Below are 18058 nucleotides of genomic sequence, written 5' to 3'. Positions count from 1 at the left end.
ACAAAGAACTTAAGCCCTTTGTTAACAACAAAGAACAAACAAAAATATGAGTCAAAAGAAAACTATCGATCAAGTCTTACCGGGTTTCTCAGATGGGTTTCCCCTTGCATTAAGACTCTGGTTATTATTTCTACTCTCCCTTTTCTTTTTAGGATATCCCGTGCCATTTAGTATTTTAATGGGCGCGATTGGGGGATTCTTTGGTGGGTGGGTGTTTTCTTGGTGGAAAAGGAAGGATGAACCTGTTACCATTCAGTCAGAGGAATCAGAAGAGTCAGAAGAGTCAGAAGAAATTCCAGTCAGAGTTAGTGGCTTAACTTTAGCCAAACAGCGGCGAGATGCTCAAAAAGCTAAAAAGAGATCTCCTCAGCGTAGCCTAACACTATTTGGTGGTTTATCGAAACGATAATTGGCTGTGCAGGTGAAAGATGAAGGGGGAAGAATAGTTTTGAGTGCTAAATTCAGAATTTAATCCTCTTACTCCCTTCGCACTCTTGGGAATAACTATTTAAAAACCACTAAGACACTAAGGAAGATCTAGATAATCTTCTACCGCAAAGGGAGTAATCCTGTTAATTATGATCTAGTTTGACTTTTTGACTTTACCCCACTCCCCATTCTTCATGTTTTTATTTTTTTCCAAACTTCTCCCGTTATTTATATATCCATTAGGATTAGCTTGTCTCCTGCTGGTTGTGGCATTAATTATGTCGTGGAAACGTCCGCAATGGGTGTCATTACCAGTGGCTTTAGCATTAATTATCCTGTTAATCTCTAGTAACAGTTGGGTGGCAAATAGTATAGTTCAGTCTTTAGAATGGCAGGAGATTCCAAAAGCATCATTACCGCAAGCTGATGGAATTGTAGTGTTAGGAGGAGCAACCAGATCCGCATTTCCGCCACGCCCTGCGCCCGATTTGAATGAAGGTGGCGATCGCATTCTGTATGGTGCAGAATTATATCGTGAGGGCAAAGCACCTGTAATTATTGCTTCTGGAGGTAGAATTGAGTGGCGTGGTGGGGGACCATCGGAATCAGCAGATATGGCGACTATTTTGGAAATGATGGGGGTTCCTCCTGCTGCTATCCTGCAAGATCCTACTTCTTTAAATACTTATGAAAATGCAGTTAATGTGGGTAAAATTATGAAAAAAGAAGGTATTCGCCGCATTTTATTAGTAACATCAGCAATGCACATGCCGCGAGCATTGAAAATTTTTAAGCGTCAAGGAATTGATGCGATTCCTGCACCTACTGATTTTCAGGTTACCCAACAAGAAATTAACGAATCCAACAATAGTTTGGAAGCTACTATATTGAGTATAGTACCAGATACTCAGCGATTAGATAAAACAACTCGTTCTATTAAGGAATATGTTGGTACATTTATTTATTGGTTGCGGGGTTGGGTATGAGTGGGGATTGGGGAGTGGGTTTCCTCCTGCTTCCCTCTTCTGGTGAATTTAATCCTGAGTTCAATTCTCAACCATCAGATTCAAACCAACTAGCATCAATATAATTAATCCGAGCAAAAGGGCTAAGAGCAGATAGCACTTGAGAACCGTAACTGCGATGATTCACGCGGTTATCTAAAAGTGCAATAACTCCTTGAGAAGCTCGTACTGGCGCGATCGCTCTTTGTAATTCATTCAATGCTGTAGGTAGTAAATATAATCTAAACCAGTCTAAATGCCGATCTTTATAATACTTGACTTGACCCGCCACTAGGGGATTTTCTAGGGAAGGAATGGGTAATGTGGTGATAATCAATAGTCGAGGATGGGGGATTAATTCTTGATGAGAATGCCAGAATTCCCAACCGCACACAAGAATTCCTCTCTCACCTAACTCAGTTTTTTCTACTGCCACTCGCGAACCGAATTCGGCGGCTAATACAGCACCGAGTTGCGCTTTTAGGGGGACATCCCCCACGAGAATAACTACTGGACTGGTGCTATTTGTAGTTAGAGTAATTAGGCTGCGAACTTGTCGAGTTAGAGCTTCTTGAAATTGTGGTGTATTTGGCATAGGTATGCCATCGGGTAAATAGAGTTGAATTAGTTCGCTAGTTCGATCGGGGGAAAACTTCAAACAAGTCAATTCTCCTAAACCCAACCGCTGACGGTAAACAGATGCTGATGTTTCTAAATCTAACGCCCTACCAATTAATACTACGGGTTGATCTGACCAGATTTTTGAGAGAGAGTCTGCTACTTCTATAGGTTCGCAGTATAAGGAAAATTGACCTTGAGATCGCGCAATTCCTGCCCAAATTAGCCAGTCTGACTTTTTCGAGTAGTGCCAAAAATCTTGCCATGATTTTGGTAGATAGTGGTATTGCTCTTGGCTATAGTCTGAACTCCTATAAATTTTATCCTCGTAGGAATATAAAGTCCCGTATTGCTCTTTAATATTAGGATCTAGCCGTTCAAAAAGCTGCTGTAAGGCATTTCTCTCCGTCTCCTCAATCAGATAGCAATTATATGGATTAGGTGGATGTTGAAATACGGCTTTTGTTAGTCGCACCCGCAGATCCCGGATCAAATCAGCCTCTTGGGGAGATGCTAGCATCAATTCATCCCAATCCCAAGGATTAATGGAGCATTTAAGTTGATTTCTTGTCCAATTTTCTAAGTCATCAGCCCCATCAATCAGGGTGGGAATACCTGGAGGAAACCCGCCTTTTTTGAATATGCGATCGCAAAGCCAAGCTGTTGGTGAGGTAATCAACAATCCCTTAAATTCGGGATTGGGGAAACTATCGCCAATTTGAATTGGCTTATCCGTGCCAATCCACTCTCGCATCAGGGGGATTTCCATCCGCAGCAACCATTGTTGGGTGGAGATGGGTGCGACGAGAATAACTGGACCAGACCATAATAAGGCTGGTGCTAGATAACTCAGGCGATATCGCCCTTGAGTGCTACCAGTCTGTATCAAAGCGGAACGCCCTAACCGTAACGCTCGTGCTACCAGTCGTGCCATTGTCAAGTGATGGGGCCAACTGAGTTGGCCTTGCTCTCGCAAAAAGGCACGTAGAGAGGCATGGACTTCTACTTCAATCACCTGAATCTAACGTTTTAACGTCCCCAGAAAATTAGCTTACTACTTTTGCTCAAAACTAGAACAAATTAAAAGAGCGATCGCTCCTTTTCAATTATGCCAGGGGGAATTTTTCTGGTGATTGTTTGATGAAAATTTAGATTATGTGGTATAATCCTACCTTACCTTGCTCTTAAGGGGGCTGGGGGGTTAGGTTTTTCGACTTATTGAAAGGCGTGCAAGTTATCAGTTACAATAGCTAACGCTAATCTGAAAAGACTTAGGTTTCTGGCTGTCTACTTCTAGAAATCGTGAACCAACCAACTTTACTGGAAAAGGCGAGGCAGGGCGACGATCAGGCGATCGCTGCTGTGCTAAACTACCTCCTCAAAGATCGCAATATTACGGCAAAAGTGGCTATCAGGGGCAATGGCCTCTTGGTATTGCTGAAATCTGCCCAAGTGCCAGAGCAAGAATCATCAGTTGCAGTTGTTAGTAAACTGATGAAGCAGTTAAATGTTGAATCGATTAAATCTGTAGAAGTCTACGGTAAGCAAATCGGGCAACAATCTCCTGCTTGGCGTGAATCTTTAGATTTGACTAGAAGTTCGTCAAATAGGAGTAACTTCCGTGTAACGCATAAAGATAAAGTTGAACAACTGCAAAAATCAACGTATCCTGTAGAATCAAATGCGTCAATTAATCCAAAAACAAGACCGGAAATCGCTTTCAGATGGTATGACTGGTTTCCTTATCCCACTTCCTGGCTGAAAGCCTTTATTTTATGTTTTGTTTTAGCCTTTATTATAGGTAGTATCAGAATTACTGGGCGGCTAACCTATGCTTTGGCGATACTTGCTGACAGTCCAGAAATATTCATTTTATTCGGAATAACAGCATTATTATCTCCGATCTTAATTATTGCTGTTCTTCACCAGAGTTTTAATCTGTTTATGGGTAGATTTTTGCCATTTTGGAAAGGTTCAGAGATTGGTATAGATAAAATATTCCCCCCAGGATTGCTCAGTTGGTGGGAAGGTTTATATGGCTGGCTGGCAATCGTTCTGGCAACACTGATAACAATGCTAACCATGGCTATTTTTATGTCTTTTTTCGATTTTAATTATGAAAGAATAGAATATTTTTCTAATTACGGGAATGATTGGGAAATAGAGGGTTTGTTTAGTTTGATTTGGTTTGTTAGTGTGGCTTATCTTTACCATTTAGAGCAATTAGTCAGGCGACGTTTGATTACTTCTTATTTTGAGGGTAACCAGGCAATCGCCACAGGAGCAAAAGCTGATTCATCGCTAGATATAGAGTTTGATAGTTTGCGCTCTCAAATGGGTATGACCCAGATGACTAAAGGTAGTAAGATCGCTACAAATAAAATACAACATAATCGATATAAATCAATAAATCATAAAACGATCGCAAAGAAAATTCTTGTAATTATTTTAATTCCCTTGGTTGCTGTAGGGATTTATCTATTTTCCAAGTGGTCAGAATTACCGAAAACTAGATCCGTTGCTGTATCATCTCAAGTTCCATCTGTTACAATACCACCTGCAACTTCTACATCACCGATGGCTTCACCTCAAGCTGACTCGTTTAGTGAGGGGGTGAAAAAAGCGATGAATGGAGCACAACTAACGCAATCAGCGAAATCTAAAGGAGAGTGGAATCAGGTAGCAAGTGAGTGGGAAAGTGCGATCGCACTGATGAAAACTGTACCAGAGTCTAGTCCTAATTATGCTCTTGCTCAAAAGAAGGCAATTGAGTATCAGGGTAATCTTGAATATGCTAATCGTGCTGCAAATCTGGCTCAATAAGCGAAAATTTTCGGTTATTATGTCCGATCCAGAATAGGGAGTTTTCCCCTCACCCTCAACCCCTCTCCCCCAAAAGAAATGTCATTTACATAACTTAATAAATTGGCAATGGCTGAAAGTGCCTTAACTTCGTTAAATTTATTGAGATTAATTATCAATAACTAACGAGATTGCGTCGTTTCAGCGATCGTGGTATAATAATCCAAAGGAGGGCTACTGACCTTTAATGATTTTGACATGCTATTGCGATCCAATTCAATATTTTCTAACCTAGGGCATTTCCTCTAACTTTTCCCGTACCCATTGCCGAAAATTTAATTCAGCTTCTACTTCATCTTGTGTCGCTTCTGTCAAAAATCGATATAAATCTGATTTTTCCACTATGGGAAATGTGGGGCTGCGATCGCTCTCTATATAATAGCCCTCATCTCCTAACTTATATATGGATAATTCCTCCCCATTGTAGCGCCAAAATTCTGGTACGCCCATACTGGCATAGAGGCGATTTTTATCAATATCGGTGTGAGTAATATCTACTTCAACAATCAAGTCTGGTGGGGGATCTTGTTTGAGATTTACTTTGCGCCCTGCTACTTTAAGTTGATTTTGAATATAATAGGCGTTATCTGGTTCCGAGCCACGATCTAGATCTTCGCGATCGAGGGTTGTCGATCCCATAGTTTTTACCTTCATTCCTAATTCCACAATCAGGATGATCATAAATCGCTCAATCAAGCTTCGAGAACTTTCATGCTCTTCAAGTGGCATAGAAATCTCCAATGTACCGCAATCGTAGGTTAATCGCGCTGCTCTTGTCTGGGGGAGATTTGTGATAATTTGCTGATAATTTTGCCAGGTTAGCCCGCGTAATGTTACTCGCTTCTCACCAGATAAAATTATTTGAGGTGGTTTGGGAATTACGCTTACCATAGAAATACCTTTTCTTGCCTATATTTTTATTTTTGGCTCTAAGGGATTATTTGTAGGGTGCGTTATTAAATAACGCACCCTGCGGCTAGATACTTACCTTTCGGCAATGGGAATATAGGGTTCGTCGTGAAAACCAGTGTAGATTTGAGTGGGACGGAAGATCCGATTTTCTCCTAGTTGTTCTTTCCAGTGAGCCAGCCAACCTGCCACCCGCGCGATCGCAAATATTGGCGTAAATAAATCGCTGGGAATTCCTAGTTTCCGATAAACTAAACCAGAATAAAAATCGACGTTGGCATAAATTCCTTTATGAGCGAGTTTTTCTTCGACTATTCGTTCCATCTCCAAGGCAATATCATAGTATTTGTCGTGTCCGAATTTATCAAACATTTGTTCGGCTAAGTTTTGTAAAATCGTGGCTCTCGGATCTTTTACTTTGTAGACGCGATGACCAAACCCCATAATTTTCTTTTTGTATTGTAAGCAATCATCCAAATAGGGGCGAACCTTTTCTACTGAACCAATTTCTTCTAACATATCAATAACTTCTTCATTGGCTCCTCCATGTAATGGTCCAGCAAGAGTTCCCACAGCGGATGCTACCACTGCATAGGGATCGGTTAAGGTTGAGGCTGTTACCATGGCTGAGAATGTGGAAGCATTCATGGTATGCTCGGCGTGGAGCGTCAAACATATATCAAAGACCTTAGCAGCTAGAGGATCTGGTTTCCGCTCATTGAGCATATACAAAAAGTTAGCCGCATAGTCCAATTCATCGTTAGGCTGGACAGGATCGTTACCTTTTCGCATTAGCTTAAAAGCGGCCACCATGGTGGGGATTTTTGCTAAGAGGCGGACTACAGCTTCCCGAATATAATCGGGATTATCTAAAGCGCGTTTAGAATAAAAAAGACCCAAAGCCGCAGCAGATGCTTGAAGTGCATCCATCGGGTGACCAGTTTCTGGGAAGCATTTCATCATGTCTCGAATCCGGTACTTAATCCGCCGATGGTAGCGAATATCATTTTCAAACTTGTTCAGTTCTTCCTTGGTGGGTAATTCACCCCAGATTAGGAGGTAGGCGGTTTCGAGGAAGGTACTTTTAGCTGCGAGTTCTTCGATACGAATGCCGCGATACTCCAGTATCCCCTTTTGTCCGTCAACATAGCTAATACTGGATTGGGCGACAGGAATGCCTTCTAAACCTGGCTTGTACTCGCAAACAGTGGTCATGCTGCTACTCAATGAATGGGAAATGTTCTCAAACTAACTCAGCAGAAACTGCTGTATTAGTAGTATATTTTACCAAATTTCTTAAATATTTGTTTAAAGTCATAGATTGTGACATTAAGTAGAAAAACCTAACCCCCCAGCCCCCTTCCCACCCCTCCGGGGAAGCAAGCTACAAAGGGAAGGGGGAGAATGAAATCTTGCTCCTCTCCTCTTAGAGGAGAGGAGAAGGGGGAGGGGTTAAATTGGTTATTGCGACTAGTGCAAGTTATCAGTTTAAAGGAACCATTTCGGGGAAGTGAGCAAAAATAATTGGCTTTCACCAACAGGGTTTCCGGTTTCTGGAAGGGTTAATCCAATAATTCCTGCTTTCTTGAGAACTAATTTTCCTTTTGTCTCACCCCATACTAAGGTTTCCGCCCAATTACCTAAATCTGGTTGATGACCGACTAGGGCTAAGTATCCTTTAATTGTAGTATTTTTCCGCCATTCTTCTAGCCAGTTTATCCAGGTATGGATATCACCGTCAGGAGATAGACTGGTAAATTCTTCTATTTGGGAACTTAGTCCAATCTCTTTGAGAATAGTAGCAGTTTCTCGCGCCCGTATTAGGGGACTGGTTAAAATTAGGTCAAAATGGAGTTCTTTGTCCCGCAGTTGCTTGGCTACTTGGCGAGTTTTCTGTCGCCCTTTTTCAGTTAGGGTTCTTTCTGTATCGTTGGTATCTGCTTCTGCTTCAGTGGCTATGCCGTGGCGAATTAGGTAGAGTTGCATCATTAGTTGTTATTTTTCTCTAGATTATAGTATTTACAGGGTTATCTACAGTGGGGCGGCGGCGGATTTTGGAGATATAGCTAGTGCAGCGCGGTAGAAGTTTCTCACCCAAGCCGCTTTCTCACTCTAAAATGACTAAATGGAAGAGGATATTAAACATCAGAAATAACTAGCTGAAGATCAAGTAATTTGACAAAATACTTTCTCACTAAAAGTACCCAAACTAAACATTTGCCACCGAGTTTTTTCGGAACCATCATAATCAACCCAAATAGGTAGTGTAATTTTACCACGATCGTCTTTAACTAACCATTCTATGGATGGTGGTAATCGATCTAAAATTTGCAAATCGTCAATTAAATCTCGACTTTCCCCTAAACTTAATCCTCCAAATCTGTCAATGGTTTCTGGGTGTCTTAGTGCTTGGGCTATGCGGTTTTCTAGATTATGGGCATCTTGAGTTGAATCGACAGATACTACCAAGTTTAATCCACATAAAACCTCCTGATAATCTGGTTTAGAGTTAGATCGATGGTTAATCTCATTTTTCTTGCGGCGTTTAAAGGTTCTCAGTACTGTGGTAGGCTTGGGGAGAGAGGCAACTGCGATCGCAATTTTCACTCCTAGATGTTTGGTTCGGTCAGTTTCTCCCACTAATGCCAATAGCGTACCATAAATAGTGGCAGGTGGTGGATATAAATAGGAGGCAGCATACTCTCTAGAACGGGAATTTGTGAATGTGGCAAAGGGTGCTGTGATTTTTAGTAAAAGCATCTGTCTTTTTTTTGAGATAGTAAGGATATATTTTAGATTGGGTGCGAGGCTGCGCACCCCAAACTCTACCCCACTGCTCTTTCAATGTTAAACCCTAAATCTTGGGCAATCTGAGCAGTTAAATCTTTTACCCCTTTCCGAATACTGGGGTATATTTTTACTCCCTTTTCTGCTAATTTTTCTGCTTCTTCTGTAAAAGCATAACCTCCCAAAATCCAAATTTCTTGAGGAGGTATTTCCTCACAGGTAATTAACTGTTGCAGTCGCGGTGCAGTTAGGGTATCCGCATCTGGCTGTTCAAAGCAATAGAGAAATTGCGGTACGGGATGATGTGTCCAACGAAAAATAACTGATTCTGGGGAAAAGTCAAATAAGAAACGGGCATGATTACCGCCAACATTAGGTAATTTGGTAATCGCATTCACTACATCTAATACTCTTGGTGGTTTAACTAGCCGTTGGGGTGTAATGGCAAAACCATACTGAAATCGAGTGGTAATTGTTTCGGTAGAATAGATGGAAATTTTTGCTTTTTCTGCGTTGGCATCTTGTCCGCCTTTTTTGCCTTTACTACCACTTTTAGAATTGAAGGTGATTTCAATTCTTTCGGCACTTTGGAGGGAAACAGCGCGAGTCACTTCTAAAGCGCCCCGTCGTTTCACTGGTACTTCATTTTTGCCCGGTTTGGCATCCATATAACCCATGATGTCGTCATCAATAAATTGGGTTGAATCGAACTTATTTTTGTCATTTTCTAGCATAAGTTTGATATCTTGGGTTTCTTCAATCCACTGGCGATTAACGGGAATTTCCATCATTTGCCAGTAGTAGCGAATTGCCCAGCGAATGGCTTCTGCCGATACGGAAACATGGAGTTTATCTCCCCAAAAAACTTTAGGTAGAGTGGTGCGATTTCCCTCGGTTTCACCGCGATTGTTAGCTGCGACACCACGGGGGGTAATGATATTGCCAAATAGATGAAATGTCATGGGTGAATTCTCCTTTTTCAATAGTTATGTCAGGGGAAAAATCTTTGGCTGTGATAGCTTGATTCGGTTAGAATTGATAACTGGCAGGAGTAGCGATAACCCGACAGTGCTTCAAACCACTGCCTAATAGCTCAAGTCAGTTAAAACTGACTGAATCATAATGAGAGTCCATTTTAATGGAGTCTAGAAACTAATGGTGATTTTGCCATTTTTATCAATCGCTGCTAGGATTGTCATCGGTAGATTGATAAGGATTGTCATCCTCATCTGATTCTGGTATCTGAGAGATAGAATCGACAGCTTCTTCATCAGTATCATCAATCAAGTATTGCGGTTTTTTCAACCCCTTAGACTCTAATATTTTAGCTATTCTTGGGGTTTTCCAAGGATCTTGGTAACCCACAATTGCCAGTGTCATCAAACTTAAGCAATCTTGCCAGTGCTGCGTCATCCACAGGTAAAATTTAGCTAATTCAATTCCTTGTAGAAAGGGATTTTTAGCTGAGGTGGGACGACTGAAAACTAAGGTTTGTAACTTAGTAAAAGCTTGTGATGTGCGGCAATCGCGAATTGACATCAGTATATCGGTTCTAACTTTATCGTAGTTAGGTTTGCCTGATGATGTATTGCGCTTTAATTCGCTAAATCGCTGTCGCAATTGCCAAGTAAAGGCATCGCTAAACAGGGTTGCCATTTCTTCAGTGAGGTTTTTTTCTATCGTTGATTCTTTCATATTGCGGAGACTTTTCCTTTCATAAGTGAGGAGGGTAAATACTTCGGAGTTAAATTTCAGGATTTCATGGATTCCCCGATACCATGGTTTCCCTTGCACCAAGTTTTCTGCGGCAATTTCTCGCCCAAAACTGACATCAATAAATGTGCCATTTTTTCCGACTTTTTTCCCGTTTTCTAAGTGAAGTTGACAAAGCTCGTACTCTTCCCTGAGTTGGGGAGATAAATCCACCACATGACGCTGAGTAATAGTTTGTTGTTGGGACCAATCTACAGCACCAAAGCTCCAAACATCGCAAGTTTGAACCTTTTGATAAGTAGCTGTTTTATCTCCAGCAATTAGCATCAGATAGCGGAGGGAAGCATCGGAGACACCAGAGGCAAAATAATTATCATAACTTACTACTTGAAACCCTTCTGTCAAACGAATGTTGGCAAAAGTTTCTAAGTCTTCTACATGGGGAATAATCAGCGCCCAGCGGGATTTACTTGCTTTGAGACGCGATCGCACTTGATAATAGCTACAGGCTATTGGTGCAAAGAGTAAGCTGATAAAGCCCCCAGGTGATTCTTGCAATTCTGTTGCACCGCCTAATGCAACGTGTTTATCGGTTGCACCGGGGTAAAGCCAGCTTACTATGCGAATAAATGGCTCAAAGTAACCCTGGGAGTTATAGAGTTTTTTCCGACTGTCGGTTTTTTTCTTGGTTTGAGATGGTAAGTCATTTATTTGTTGGTGATTGTAAGATTTGAGGTTTTGGTGATTGTATCCTGTAATGGCTTTGTATTTGACTTCGATTTGTTGGGATTCATCTAACTGAATGACGCGGTTTTGGATGCCACTAGAGGCAACGGATTTGGGATGCTGCAAAAAGGTATTGAGGATACCGTTGTGCATCACAATTGCCGTATCTGAACTAATTCCTCCTAATGCGGGAATTTTAATGATGCCTTCAGGAGTAAGCTGATAGGTGTTATCTAATAACCAGGTTAGGGCTTCTCTATCGGTACAAGTCCAGTTTAAGGTAATTTTATTGGTATTTAATTCCCAATCAATTACTTTACCTTTGTCGGGTTGTAGGTGTTTGAGTGCCATGGAAATTCCGGCTAAACCTGCACGGTGTAAGGGGGTATTAAAAGATGACCAAAGGGATAGGTTAATTGTCCTTTTGCTTGGTAGTTTGGCGAGTTTATGTTTTGTGCCCATATCGATTTTTGAGTAATTCATTATTTGGTTCGTATTCACCAATTTCTGGGTGATAATATACCTCTTTCGTTGGCGCAATTCGATAGAATTTTAATGCTTTGTTACGTTCCCAATTCTTGGTTTTATTAGTAATTCTTACAGAAACAGCCCACTTTTGTGCCTCCAAGGATGGCTTTACCAAGGGTTGGAAAATTTTAGCTATGTCATCTGCTAAGATTACTTGGATAGTATAACCAAGGGGTACTAATTCCCCTGAAGTAGCTTGCCAAGTTTTCAACCACTCAGAGGTTTCGGGTAGTGGTGCTGCTATAGATATTTTGCTGATTTGTTGGGCTAACTGAATTTGGTTGACTCTCTTCCCTGTTAAAGCATTTACAAAAGTTGTACCTGTTTCCAACTCTTCCTGTTTATAGGGGTGTTTGTTATCCCAAGGATAAATTAAAGCTTGACATATTCTCCCAGTTTGCAGTTGATATTTACCTCCTGCTGTTCGATTAACCCAACGATTTAACCTCCCCAATCGTTGAATTAATGCCCAGTTAATCCTATTGGTTGTTTGGATTCAACACCTGATGGTGACAATGGTTAGTGGTGATAATCGTAAGCCTAATTACCCGCCGTAGAATTAATTCTACGGCTAATAGCTTAAGTCCATTAAAATGGACTGACAATAAGCTGATAAGCAGCTAAATTGAATAATGAAGACAGGGAGTAGGGAGTAGGGAGTAGGGAGTAGGGAGTGGGGAAGGATTTGAGCCAATTTACTCTTTTTTAGAATATACAATTTAACTGCGCAGCAGATTATTATCCAGTCGGTTTCAACCGACTTGAGCTATTAGACAGTGGTTTTAACCACTGTCGGGTTGTCGGTTTATCGGGTTGTCGGATTCTCGAATTGTCGGATTGTCACGATTAACCCAATATCTCAATTTAACCCGATGTAAAAGATTGTCAATCATTGAAAAAAACCTGCCCCAAATTTTCTCTTCCCTCCGATTCCCATCTCTTTTAATTTAATCGAATCCGTTTCAGATAAGCCGCTAACTTGCACCCCATAACCTGGTATTTTACCTCCCTTAACTAGCAAGACTTTTCTGTCTAGCGCTCCCTCTCTTAGCAATAGAGATATCCGCCCATTAATACCCAATTCTCTTAATTGGCGAGTAGCAACCGCTAGAAATTTGTCCGGGAGAATGCCATCGCCCTCCTCTTTTAGGTGAATGATGACTATTCTGGCACTCAAAACTGATTTGGCAATCAGAGGTGCAATAGTTGGTATTCCTAGTGAAATTTGTCCTTCTCCTATGCTTAGGGTTTGCCCCGCTAAACCATAAAATAAGCTGGCTTTGCTGAGTGGGGTACGGATGAAAAGTCGCGAAAACTCTTGGGTTTCGATTAACTTTTTCCCGTCTCGCACTCCCGTAATTGAGCAGATTGAAGTTAATCGACAATCACCAATCCAGGGCAATTTTTTCTTGATTGCGCCATAGAGGGAATAACCGTGGAGGGAAGAAATCTTAGATCCCGGCATCACGGGAAATGCCACTTCCAACAGTGGTTGGAGGCTTTGAACCTTTTCTTCGCATATTGTAGTTTCTAACATATTAAAATATATCCAAAAAAGTGTCAATTGAAAATTTTCACCAAAAGGTGTCAAAGGCTAGTGCCTGGAGAATCGGTTTGAGATCCTCGCATTTTGCTAAAATATTTACGGGATAAGGATTTTAGCGTTTAAGTGTGGGCGCGATCGCGGTTCTTTTTATCAATAAGTTCTAGTTGTTGATAAATGGGCGGAGGTGCTTGCAAAATTGTCGGGGAGTGGTTATACTGTAGGGGTCTTGGAAACTGCCATGAAATAATCTTTGACGCTGTTAGGCGTTGATCGCAGAACTGATTCAATGCCTATTCTACCTCGAAGAAGTAGAAGAACTCTACACCCAAAATGCCGCTGTATTCGCTGGCAGAAGACTCCACGTCGAAATCGAAAAACAAGAAGATGAAGCTTGGGAAGATTTATATTTAGAAAGTGCGGAATTAGGATTGCGGGGACGAATGGATGCACTCCGTACCCGCGACGGCAAAACCATTCCTTACGAACATAAACGAGGGCGTTGCTATCGAGATGAACAGAAACAACCCCAAGCATGGGAAAGCGATAAGCTGCAAATTTTAGCCTATTGTTATTTAATCGAATCTGCCCTCAAAATAACCATTTATGAAGGAAGAATTCGCTATCATGCTGATAACGTACTAATTCACGTCCCTTTCAACGAGGAAGGGCGTAATGCGGTACTCGAAGCAATTGCCAAAGCCCGTTTTATCCGTTCCTCACCCTATCGTCCTCCCGTAACAAATAACGAACGTTTATGTGCCAGTTGTTCTCTTGCTCCTGTCTGTTTACCAGAAGAAGCAAGACTCGCCCATAATCGGGAATTCCAACCCATACGCCTATTTCCCAAAGACGATGAAAGGCAAATCATTCATATTTTAGAACCAGGTACATCTGTAGGAAAAACCGGAGAACAACTGAAAATTACCCGCCGCAATCAACCTGTTGAAACTATCCCCATTCACGAAATTGGACAGGTAGTTCTCCACAGTTTCTCCCAAATTTCCACCCAAGCATTACACTTTTGTGCCAGCCAAGGAATCGGAGTTCATTTTATTTCCGGAGGTGGGCGATATATCGGTAGTTTCGATACCAGACAAGGTAGCATTCAGCGCCGGATTCGCCAGTACGGAGGCTTAAATAATCCCCATAATTGTCTCAAATTAGCCCGACAATTAGTTACCTGTCGCGGACAAGGACAGCGGAAGTTTTTGATGCGAGGACAGCGGGGGATGAAGGTAGTATCTGCCAAATTAAAAGATGCCATATCCCAAATGAAAGCCATCCTGAAACAAGTTCCCAAAGCCCAATCTATAGACTCATTATTGGGATTTGAAGGTAAACTAGCTGCTATCTATTTTAGTGCCCTATCTTGTCTCGTTTCTCCAGATGTTGCCCCAGAATTACACTTCGATCATCGCAATCGTCGCCCACCCAAAGATCGGTTTAATTCTTTGTTAGGTTTTGGCTATGCTTTGCTCCTGAAAGACATCATGAATGCCATATTAACGGTAGGATTAGAACCTGCTTTAGGATTCTACCACCAACCTCGCTCTCAAGCATCTCCTTTAGCCCTAGATTTAATGGAAATTTTCCAGCCGGAGAATTAATTCTCCGTCTCATAGCTCAAGTCCATTAAAATGGACTAAAACTTTGTATAATTCAGTCAGTTTCAACTGACTTAAGCTATTAGACAGTGGTTTGAACCACTGCCGGGTTATCGCAACTGCTGTAAGTTGTCAGTTTTAACGGACTTAAGCTATGAGAGGTGAGAATTTATTCTCTGACGGGTTTTGCCACTAACAGAAAATCTAATAGCTAACAAAATTAAACCGTAATTCAGTCAAAAAAATATCCAATTAAATTACACAAGTATTGGATAATATGCCAAAAAAGGATAAATTACCAACATGAGTGAAGCCAAAAACTGGTATTTAATTACCTACGATATTCGTTGCCCTAAACGCTGGCGCAAGGCTTATAATCTTATCCAAGGATACGGGAAAAGAATTCAATATTCCATTTTTCGCTGTTGGTTAAGTCAGCGAGAACGAGAAAAATTACGCTGGCAATTGGAGAAAATATTAGAAGCTGAGGATAGTTTGCTGCTAATTCGTCTTTCTCAGGATTGCGTTAGCTCTATCTCATCCTATAATCGTCCCGATGCTTGGCATATTGAAGAGGCGCGGTATCGAATTGTCTAAAAGGCAACGATTTCTGATTGTCGCGCGATGTGCTATATCCTTCGATGCTATCCGGTTAGTGTGGATGAAGTTATTACTACCTATTGGGGCGCTGAAGCACCTACTACAAACGAAAGAGGGCGAATTTAGTCACATTTACTCAGTGCAGTAATTCCCAAATAGACTTAAAATATAGAAACAATTGGAAAATTGTCTCCTATTTCCTTGGCAATTGAGAGCGATAGTCCCAAAATCCCAATCATTCATTATAAATGAACATTTTCAGCAACCTCCTGTCCAAACCCGCTAAAACTGCCCGTGCGCCAAAACAACGCCGAGGTATTCACATCAAATCTGAGCCAGAAATTGAAATTATGAGACAGGCGGCTCAAATTGTCGCCAAGGTACTCAAAGAAATTTCCGAAATGGTAAAACCGGGGATGACTACTGCCGATTTGGATGCTTATGCTGAGAAACGCATTCGCGAGATGGGGGCAACACCAAGTTTCAAGGGTTATCATGGTTTCCCTGCCTCTATTTGTGCTTCGATTAATAATGAAGTAGTCCATGGTATTCCCAATCGGAAAAAAGTGATTCGCACAGGTGATGTTCTGAAAGTTGATACCGGAGCTTATTACAATGGTTTCCATGGCGACTCCTGTATTACTATTGCTGTTGGTGAAGTTAAACCAAAAGCTGCCAAATTAATTCAGGTGGCAGAAGAAGCTCTCTATGAAGGAATTTACCAAGTAAAAGCTGGAAAATTCTTGCTAGATATTGCTGGAGCAATTGAAGATCGAATTAAGGCTAATGGCTTTACTGTTGTGGAAGATTTCACAGGGCACGGTGTCGGGCAAAACCTCCATGAAGAACCCTCTGTTTTCAATTTTCGCACCCGCCAATTGCCGAATGTCAAGCTAAAAGCTGGCATGACTTTAGCGATTGAACCAATTGTCAATGCTGGCTCTAAGTTTACCCGGATTCTATCAGATCAATGGACTGCTGTTACTGTAGATAATGCTTTGTCAGCCCAATTTGAGCATACAGTATTGGTGACAGAGGATGGTTATGAAATATTAACAGATCGTAATAATGTTTGAGAGCGAATCTGTGGAATATAAATAGGTGAATGGCAAAACGTAGGGTGGGCAATATCTACTTATCAAGTAATTCAACCCGATAACAAATTATGGATATTGCCCACCCTACCCAAATCGCATTTTTGAGGAAATAGCTATGTTACAGTACAACTTACCTCGGCACTTGCCCTCAGCCGATGAACTACCAGACTCTGATGATACACCTGTGGATAGCGAACTACAAGAATTAATACCAGGCTTACTCAAAGCTATCTTACTAATACTTTGGGCGGAACGAATGGATTGGTTTTTTGGGATTGATATGGCTATTTATTATCACCCAGATAAACCAGCTATTGTGCCAGATGCTTTCTTAAGTTTAGGCGTAGAAAGATTTTACGATCAAGAGGTACAACTTGCCCAACAACGCGCCGATAAATTAGCAGAGCGATTGCGCGAGTTAGGAATTGATCCAGAATCTTAGAGGTAAATTAAATAATGTCAATGCTCCACACCTTAACAGGAAATCAAGGGGCAGTAATTTCTCTGGCTATATTACCGATATAATGATATGATCTGTCTCTGTCTCAAATCTTAGGCAAAGCACATAATGGACGGAAGTTTAATCCTTTTTAACATATTGAATCCGCCAGTTTTATTCTTCTTTTTGGGGATGCTGGCAGTTTTTTTTAAATCTGATTTAGAAATTCCTGCACCTTTACCCAAACTCTTTTCACTATATCTCCTCCTCGCCATCGGCTTTAAGGGAGGATACGAACTATCAGAAAGTGGTATAAATCTCCAAATTACTATCACCCTCATTGCTGCCATATTTATGGCATCAGTCATTCCATTCTATACTTTTTTCATCCTAAAAACTAAACTAGATAATTACAATTCAGCCGCGATTGCTGCCACTTATGGTTCCATTAGTGCCGTCACTTTCATCACCGCTGGCTCATTCCTAGAAAAACTGAATATTCCCTACGGTGGACACATGGTAGCCGCTTTAGCTTTAATGGAATCTCCAGCAATTATTGTTGGTCTTATTTTGGTGAGAGTATTCGCTCAGAAGAAAGATAAAGATGATGATGAATTTAATTGGGCAAAAGTATTGCAAGAAGCATTTTTAAATGGTTCTGTTTTTCTGTTAGTTGGTAGCCTAATTGTCGGGATGTTAACGGGAGAGACAGGATGGGAAAAATTGCAGCCCTTTACCCAAGGTATTTTTTATGGCGTGTTAACTTTCTTTTTGCTAGACATGGGATTAGTTGCTGCTAAACGAATTCGGGAACTTAGAAAAACAGGCTCTTTCATCATCGGCTTTTCTGTAATTATCCCCGTACTAAATGCTATCCTCGGCATTCTCATGGCAAAAGGCTTAGGGTTTGCTCAAGGAGACGCTTTATTATTTGCTGTATTGTGTGCTAGTGCTTCCTACATTGCTGTACCAGCGGCAATGCGAATGACGGTTCCCGAAGCTAATCCTAGCATCTATATTTCCATGGCTCTTGCTTTGACATTTCCCTTCAATATTATTGTAGGGATTCCCCTCTATTTGGAAATGATTAAGCTGCTAGGATGATACATTGTGCAATATCTTAGTAAGACTACGGGAGGAATAATACAATTATAGCGAAAGTAACATCAAAACTCTCTTCCCCACTCCCCATTTCC

Annotated in this window: 16 protein-coding genes and 1 pseudogene; 8 read left to right on the top strand and 9 right to left on the bottom strand. The window is 41.2% G+C overall.

Translation table 11 applies throughout. The annotated features are described in order from the left end of the window. The first annotated feature begins 46 nt into the window (after window positions 1-46). Window positions 47-409 (top strand): hypothetical protein, encoded by a 363-nt coding sequence (locus NJ959_RS01505; protein WP_254009970.1) that lies wholly within the window; start codon window positions 47-49, stop codon window positions 407-409. A 214-nt stretch (window positions 410-623) separates the two neighbouring features. After that, window positions 624-1415 (top strand): YdcF family protein, encoded by a 792-nt coding sequence (locus tag NJ959_RS01500; protein ID WP_254009969.1) that lies wholly within the window; start codon window positions 624-626, stop codon window positions 1413-1415. A 67-nt stretch (window positions 1416-1482) separates the two neighbouring features. On the opposite strand, the gene NJ959_RS01495 is transcribed toward NJ959_RS01500, so the two are convergent. Beyond that, complete coding sequence (locus NJ959_RS01495) at window positions 1483-3066, bottom strand: helicase C-terminal domain-containing protein (RefSeq protein ID WP_254009968.1); 1584 nt, start codon at window positions 3064-3066, stop codon at window positions 1483-1485. A 287-nt stretch (window positions 3067-3353) separates the two neighbouring features. On the opposite strand from NJ959_RS01495, the gene NJ959_RS01490 reads away from it, so the two are divergent. Next, window positions 3354-4874, top strand: a complete 1521-nt coding sequence (locus NJ959_RS01490) for a hypothetical protein (RefSeq protein ID WP_254009967.1) — start codon at window positions 3354-3356, stop codon at window positions 4872-4874. A 270-nt stretch (window positions 4875-5144) separates the two neighbouring features. On the opposite strand, the gene NJ959_RS01485 is transcribed toward NJ959_RS01490, so the two are convergent. From NJ959_RS01485 to cas6, 8 genes are all read right to left on the bottom strand, one after another. Next, window positions 5145-5804 (bottom strand): Uma2 family endonuclease, encoded by a 660-nt coding sequence (locus NJ959_RS01485; RefSeq protein ID WP_254009966.1) that lies wholly within the window; start codon window positions 5802-5804, stop codon window positions 5145-5147. Between the two features lie 93 nt (window positions 5805-5897). After that, window positions 5898-7037 (bottom strand): citrate synthase, encoded by a 1140-nt coding sequence (locus NJ959_RS01480; RefSeq protein WP_254009965.1) that lies wholly within the window; start codon window positions 7035-7037, stop codon window positions 5898-5900. Window positions 7038-7310: 273 nt separating this feature from the next. Beyond that, the gene (sixA, locus tag NJ959_RS01475) at window positions 7311-7808 is read right to left on the bottom strand and encodes a phosphohistidine phosphatase SixA (RefSeq protein ID WP_254009977.1); all 498 of its coding nucleotides are present in this window, start codon (window positions 7806-7808) and stop codon (window positions 7311-7313) included. Between the two features lie 180 nt (window positions 7809-7988). Continuing rightward, a complete protein-coding gene (gene cas5 / locus NJ959_RS01470; protein ID WP_254009964.1) occupies window positions 7989-8582 on the bottom strand; it encodes a type I-MYXAN CRISPR-associated protein Cas5/Cmx5/DevS in 594 nt (197 codons plus the stop codon). Between the two features lie 65 nt (window positions 8583-8647). Then, window positions 8648-9571: a type I-B CRISPR-associated protein Cas7/Cst2/DevR gene (gene cas7i / locus NJ959_RS01465; protein ID WP_254009963.1), complete on the bottom strand. Its 924-nt coding sequence runs from the start codon at window positions 9569-9571 to the stop codon at window positions 8648-8650. Window positions 9572-9785: 214 nt separating this feature from the next. Further along, window positions 9786-11531: a type I-MYXAN CRISPR-associated Cas8a1/Cmx1 gene (gene cas8a1 / locus NJ959_RS01460; RefSeq protein ID WP_254009962.1), complete on the bottom strand. Its 1746-nt coding sequence runs from the start codon at window positions 11529-11531 to the stop codon at window positions 9786-9788. After that, window positions 11494-12030, bottom strand: coding sequence for a hypothetical protein (locus tag NJ959_RS01455; protein ID WP_254009961.1), 537 nt, complete (start codon window positions 12028-12030; stop codon window positions 11494-11496). The genes cas8a1 and NJ959_RS01455 overlap by 38 nt, the downstream gene beginning before the upstream one ends. Before the next feature lie 435 nt (window positions 12031-12465). Next, window positions 12466-13113, bottom strand: a complete 648-nt coding sequence (gene cas6, locus NJ959_RS01450) for a type I-MYXAN CRISPR-associated protein Cas6/Cmx6 (RefSeq protein ID WP_254009960.1) — start codon at window positions 13111-13113, stop codon at window positions 12466-12468. Between the two features lie 275 nt (window positions 13114-13388). On the opposite strand from cas6, the gene NJ959_RS01445 reads away from it, so the two are divergent. From NJ959_RS01445 to NJ959_RS01425, 5 genes and pseudogenes are all read left to right on the top strand, one after another. Next, window positions 13389-14729 (top strand): type I-MYXAN CRISPR-associated endonuclease Cas4/Cas1, encoded by a 1341-nt coding sequence (locus NJ959_RS01445; RefSeq protein ID WP_254009959.1) that lies wholly within the window; start codon window positions 13389-13391, stop codon window positions 14727-14729. A 300-nt stretch (window positions 14730-15029) separates the two neighbouring features. Further along, window positions 15030-15323, top strand: coding sequence for a CRISPR-associated endonuclease Cas2 (cas2, locus tag NJ959_RS01440; RefSeq protein WP_254009958.1), 294 nt, complete (start codon window positions 15030-15032; stop codon window positions 15321-15323). Window positions 15324-15574: 251 nt separating this feature from the next. Beyond that, window positions 15575-16402 carry a type I methionyl aminopeptidase gene (gene map, locus NJ959_RS01435; RefSeq protein WP_254009957.1) on the top strand — a complete coding sequence of 276 codons (828 nt, stop codon included), beginning with the start codon at window positions 15575-15577 and terminating at the stop codon, window positions 16400-16402. A gap of 136 nt (window positions 16403-16538) precedes the next feature. Beyond that, window positions 16539-16796 (top strand): annotated as a pseudogene (locus tag NJ959_RS01430) (hypothetical protein); the annotation flags it as partial. A gap of 195 nt (window positions 16797-16991) precedes the next feature. Beyond that, window positions 16992-17966 (top strand): sodium-dependent bicarbonate transport family permease, encoded by a 975-nt coding sequence (locus NJ959_RS01425; RefSeq protein WP_254009956.1) that lies wholly within the window; start codon window positions 16992-16994, stop codon window positions 17964-17966. The last annotated feature ends 92 nt before the right edge of the window (window positions 17967-18058 follow it).

The organism is Limnofasciculus baicalensis BBK-W-15 (genome assembly GCF_024178385.1).
In the GTDB taxonomy this organism is placed as follows: domain Bacteria; phylum Cyanobacteriota; class Cyanobacteriia; order Cyanobacteriales; family Coleofasciculaceae; genus Limnofasciculus; species Limnofasciculus baicalensis.
Note: the sequence above shows the minus strand (reverse complement) of the source record. Positions and strands in the feature narration are given on the sequence as shown.

Excerpts from the sequence above, each read along its gene's own strand:
- NJ959_RS01505 (WP_254009970.1), top strand. The coding sequence starts at position 47 with ATGAGTCAAAAGAAAACTATCGATCAAGTCTTACCGGGTTTCTCAGAT.
- NJ959_RS01500 (WP_254009969.1), top strand. The coding sequence starts at position 624 with ATGTTTTTATTTTTTTCCAAACTTCTCCCGTTATTTATATATCCATTA.
- NJ959_RS01485 (WP_254009966.1), bottom strand. The coding sequence starts at position 5,804 with ATGGTAAGCGTAATTCCCAAACCACCTCAAATAATTTTATCTGGTGAG.
- NJ959_RS01480 (WP_254009965.1), bottom strand. The coding sequence starts at position 7,037 with ATGACCACTGTTTGCGAGTACAAGCCAGGTTTAGAAGGCATTCCTGTC.
- sixA (WP_254009977.1), bottom strand. The coding sequence starts at position 7,808 with ATGCAACTCTACCTAATTCGCCACGGCATAGCCACTGAAGCAGAAGCA.
- cas5 (WP_254009964.1), bottom strand. The coding sequence starts at position 8,582 with ATGCTTTTACTAAAAATCACAGCACCCTTTGCCACATTCACAAATTCC.
- cas7i (WP_254009963.1), bottom strand. The coding sequence starts at position 9,571 with ATGACATTTCATCTATTTGGCAATATCATTACCCCCCGTGGTGTCGCA.
- cas8a1 (WP_254009962.1), bottom strand. The coding sequence starts at position 11,531 with ATGAATTACTCAAAAATCGATATGGGCACAAAACATAAACTCGCCAAA.
- cas6 (WP_254009960.1), bottom strand. The coding sequence starts at position 13,113 with ATGTTAGAAACTACAATATGCGAAGAAAAGGTTCAAAGCCTCCAACCA.
- cas2 (WP_254009958.1), top strand. The coding sequence starts at position 15,030 with ATGAGTGAAGCCAAAAACTGGTATTTAATTACCTACGATATTCGTTGC.
- map (WP_254009957.1), top strand. The coding sequence starts at position 15,575 with ATGAACATTTTCAGCAACCTCCTGTCCAAACCCGCTAAAACTGCCCGT.
- NJ959_RS01425 (WP_254009956.1), top strand. The coding sequence starts at position 16,992 with ATGGACGGAAGTTTAATCCTTTTTAACATATTGAATCCGCCAGTTTTA.